The organism is Sphingobacteriales bacterium (assembly GCA_012517435.1).
Lineage (GTDB): Bacteria > Bacteroidota > Bacteroidia > CAILMK01 > JAAYUY01 > JAAYUY01.
Genome location: JAAYUY010000017.1, coordinates 1 through 4,555 on the forward strand (window position 1 = coordinate 1; position 4,555 = coordinate 4,555).

A 4,555-nucleotide genomic window follows, 5' to 3' on the forward strand; every position below is an offset into this window, starting at 1 on the left:
CCAAAACCTGTTAAAGGTTAACTCTAATTTTGTAAGTTTTTTTAAAGAGGATTTTTTATCCTGAAAACGTCATATTTTGTCGCAATAAGATTCTAATTTTACGATTCATTTAGAAACTGTTTAATTCAAAGATGAGATACATTTATGGAAGAAGAAAAATCTTTCATTGATTTTTTAAGAAAAATAAATCAGTGGAAAGGGTTTATCTCAGATACGGATTTATTTTGGCTTTATACAAAAGTGAATCCTGAATTTCAATTTTGTTCCTGCAAGTTAAAAGTCAATTTTCTTTCTGTTAAAAAAATGTGTTTGACCATCAGGTTGCCGGTATTGTCTTTTATCATGTACTACAAAATGAAGAATTGTGCAATAAAAACACAGATCAAGTAATAACTAAATTCAACTAAAATGGCAAAAAGAGATTATATTTTGCGTTATTTAACAATCCTGAAAAAGTTAAGGAATGGGCGGCATGCTTCATTTGAGGAAATACAAACATTTCTGGAAAATGAATCTGAAATTTCGGGTAATGATATGAGAGTATCACTACGTACTTTCCAGCGTGATATTCAGGACATATTAACTATCTTTCATGTGGAAATTAAATACGATCGCCTCCGGAAAGCTTATTATATAGAGGATGAAGAAAAACCTGAAATTAATGAACTTATGTTTGAAGCATTTGATCTTTTTAATTTGATGAACATCGCTTCAAACCATTCAGCTTATATTCAGTTTGAGAAAAGAAGACCACAAGGGACTCAACATTTCTCAGGATTGCTTCATGCCATAAAAAACAACTTAATAATCGTTCTGACTCATATAAAATTCTGGAACAATGAAATTACCTCACGTGAGCTTGAACCATACTTGCTAAAAGAAAGTCAAAATCGATGGTATCTGGTTGCTTATGATATTAATGCCGAAAAAATAAAAACCTTTGGTTTAGACAGGATAGTGTCGTTTGAAATAATAAAAAAGACTTTTCAGCCTCGTATCGATTTAAACATAAATTCACACTTTAAGCATTGTTTTGGTATCATTTCGCTTGAGAATGAACCACCTGAAGAAATCATCCTTTCATTTGATGCTGAACAAGGTAAATATATCAAAACCTATCCAATTCATGAGAGTCAGATCATTTTAAAAGATGATGAAAATGAATTTAGGATTCAGTTAAAGCTACAGCTTACCTGGGATTTTTTAATGGAGATTATGTCTTTTGGTTCAAGTGTACAGGTATTATCTCCGATTAAACTTATCAATATGCTAAAAGAAGAGTTTCAAAAATCATTGGCATTATATTCTACTGAAAATGAATGATTTGAATTTAAATTGCAATGATTGTCCCGCTTTTTCAATCTTCACAGAGGAAATAGCTAATAGAATCCAATATAACTATTCCCTTTTACAGGAACAAATCCTAAAAATTGAAAAAATTAGGCTTTTTATACTTCATTCTTACATAGGATATCATTACTTTTACGATTTAAGTGATCGGGATGAAAATTGGCTATTAAATAGCCTTAAAAATGAATTGTTAAAAGATTCAACTGATTCAGAATTCCTGATTTACCTGCAGCAAAATGGAATATTGTTCGTAAATGCAGCTTTTTGCAGATTAACGGAACTTTATCTTTTACTGCCTCGAAAGCTTGATAAACTAAAAAAAAGAGCAATAACAATTTGCTTTAAAAGACACGTAATTGATTTTTTAAAACTGTATCCTCATGTGCCAATTATTACATTGTTCGAGCCTTCCAATATAAGTATGAAGGAAAATTTCAATGACATTTATAAAAGAATTGCAGGAAAAGTTCTTTTTAAAGAGGATCTTAGTCTTCCCGGGCTAAAATCATTGGTAAATTTTCTCTTGACAAATAAAAGTTAAAAAATGTTTTATTTTAAATATGAATGGAATATTTTTCTTGAGAAAAAATTTGGAATTAGTTTCCCGATTCCGATAAGGAATCATTTTTACAAGGGAAGAAGACTATCCTTTTACAAACATTGGTTTTGCAAAACATGTTATCATGTATTTAATCTTCATCCAAAAAGATTTTACAAAAAACTAAAAATGAGTGTAATTAAATGTCCTAAATGTAGTTCATCTGACATTGTTCATGGAACTTATATTTCACAAGCAATTATTGATAAAAAAACACCAAAAGAAATACTCGACATAATAGAAATCTTCAGGTATAAAAAATCTGTTGCAAATTATATTAGAGACAGGCATTAAATAAAAAATATAACAAGTTAATGCCTTAGCCCAGATTACTGTCATTAAATGTTTATTCAGTTCTTGTACGCTTAATCCGGATACTCAGACAACACGAATGTGATGATGGGTAGTGTGAGTACGTTTGGGGTGATGGAGGTGGAAGGTGATTGAATTTTAAATCAAAGCTAACGTCATTTTTTGGCATTACCTATAATTACTTTTGCGTATTATTAAAGATAAGCTGACAGTAATGTTTTTGCCTCCAATTAACTGGAAAAAATTGAAAAGATGTTCAGAACTTTAAATTTTAAAACATGAAAAAAAAAGAAATAAAAAAGGACATGAATATGTAAGGATTAGGACAAAGATTTACCATTCATTTGCTGGAAAACGGGACTGATTTAAGTTGCCTACAAAGTCTTTTAGGGCATTCCGGTTCAAAAACCACTGAAATTTACACACATTTAACCACAAAGGGTATAGAGAAAAAAATTTTTTCTTTAAATCATTTGGCAGTATGAAAAATATTATTAATTTTGCCACAAGAATTTAAGTAAAAATAATTTTTATGGAGGAGGAATATTCAAGTAAAGTAAAAATATACGAATTATTGCGTATATCCAATAGTTAGCGGGCATTGTAAAACGACAAAACCAACGACATAATAAAACAAAAAATGGAACAACACATTGACAGTTCGTTTGACAAACATTTACAAAAAATTAGTGGTTTGACTTGGCTACCTTGGATTGGAAAAGACTTCAAGAAAAACAGTAGAAGACTTTTAATAGTTGGTGAATCTCACTACGCCTTAGGTGACAATGATGAAGATTATCAAAAACGTTTTAGAGAAGCGACTGACAATATAACTTTTACAAGAGAATGTATTTATGAGTCACCAGTTTGTGGTGATTGGAGAAATAATACTTTTGACAATATTCATAGAGTTCTATTAAGAAGTAATGACTTTGACAAAGAGTTATTTTGGGAACAGGTTGTTTTTTACAACTTCATTCAAAGACTAATGGATTACCGAGTAAAAGAAAGACCAACTTGGGTTGACTTCTACTCTTCGTGGAAAACATTCATTGAACTAATCAAAATCCTAAATCCGACTGATTGTGTTTTCATTGGAGTTTCCGCTTCTAATAGCTTTAATCAAGCTATGGACGAGTTAAGAATTAAATATGAGCCGGTTAAATGGCTCGAAGGAATAGGAACGGCTTACGCAAGAACAGCAAACATAAATCTGAATGAGAGCAACATAAAACTCTCATTCATTCAACACGCATCTCGGATGTTTAGTTGGAGCAAGTGGAATACATTTTTAGCTCGTGAAAACAAAGAGGCTTTAACTTTTTTAAAAGCCATAGTATTTAAAGAACAAGGAGAATCCATACAATACGAAATTTTGGAACAAGTTCAAGAAACTGTTTCAACTGTAAATGTTCCTATGTATTTATCTCATAAACCAATTATAGCTTGTGACTATTCAGCTTACACAAATGTTGACGATGATGCTAAATTCTTATCAATTGGACACGCACAATATGACTATGACGCAGCTTCCATAAAAATTTTCAGACATACAGGTGAAAAATGGTCAAGACAAAGTGAAGAATTACCAATAAATCGTGTTGGTGACATTGCATTACTTTTATTGACCGCTATGAAAAAAGTTTACAAATCAGGTTCAGACCAAACAATTCTAAATGAAGTTACACTTAAAGAAGACGAACTTGATTTTCTAAAGGATGAGTTTGAAAACAATAAAGAAAGAATAAAAGGGAGCTTTCTTGAAATCAAAAGACTACTTAATTACTTTGACATTGAAAACATTTGACAGAGAAGAACAACGACCCGCTAACAGCCGTTTTGCAAAAGCGGGGGTTTCGTGCTTCTATGACAGTGAAGTGCTAAGCTCAAGCTTTGTGCATCTAATCAAGTTTAGTGCTAAAAATCCCCGCCTTCGCAAAGCCGCAAACCGCCAGCCTTTGCAAAAACTCATTTTTCAAAAATAATTGGTGAGAAATTCGTAGCCGGGGAACTTCATGTTTCATTAAGTGCAATTACATCTGCCCAAAATAAAAGAAATGTAAAAAACAAACAACCCACCCCACGATAAAAATAACTTTTTTAAGTCAATCATAAGTTTACATCCATGAGAAAATTTTAAAAACTTGTCGGGATTTGGGGGCAATGATGCTAAGGCTTTATTGTTAAAATTTCATTTCTCTCTTTCTTTTTGCTTTAGTAAATGATTTTGGACAGCAGTTCTCCGGCTTAAAAGATTTGCCACAATTGAGGAAATAATTCTTTTCAGGCATTCAG

5 protein-coding genes are annotated in these 4,555 nt (G+C 31.4%); all 5 read left to right on the forward strand.

Translation table 11 applies throughout. From position 1 onward, the window contains the following. Positions 1-408 precede the first annotated feature (408 nt). The 5 genes from GX437_00935 to GX437_00955 all read left to right on the forward strand — a co-directional run bounded on the left by GX437_00935 (position 409) and on the right by GX437_00955 (position 4,067). Positions 409-1,323 carry a WYL domain-containing protein gene (locus GX437_00935; GenBank protein ID NLJ06210.1) on the forward strand — a complete coding sequence of 305 codons (915 nt, stop codon included), beginning with the start codon at positions 409-411 and terminating at the stop codon, positions 1,321-1,323. Continuing rightward, positions 1,316-1,891, forward strand: a complete 576-nt coding sequence (locus GX437_00940) for a hypothetical protein (protein ID NLJ06211.1) — start codon at positions 1,316-1,318, stop codon at positions 1,889-1,891. Before GX437_00935 ends, GX437_00940 begins: the two co-directional genes overlap by 8 nt. Positions 1,892-2,077: 186 nt before the next feature. Further along, positions 2,078-2,242 carry a hypothetical protein gene (locus GX437_00945; GenBank protein NLJ06212.1) on the forward strand — a complete coding sequence of 55 codons (165 nt, stop codon included), beginning with the start codon at positions 2,078-2,080 and terminating at the stop codon, positions 2,240-2,242. A gap of 356 nt (positions 2,243-2,598) precedes the next feature. Beyond that, positions 2,599-2,745, forward strand: coding sequence for a tyrosine-type recombinase/integrase (locus GX437_00950; GenBank protein ID NLJ06213.1), 147 nt, complete (start codon positions 2,599-2,601; stop codon positions 2,743-2,745). A gap of 155 nt (positions 2,746-2,900) precedes the next feature. Further along, positions 2,901-4,067, forward strand: a complete 1,167-nt coding sequence (locus GX437_00955; protein ID NLJ06214.1) for a hypothetical protein — start codon at positions 2,901-2,903, stop codon at positions 4,065-4,067. The last annotated feature ends 488 nt before the right edge of the window (positions 4,068-4,555 follow it).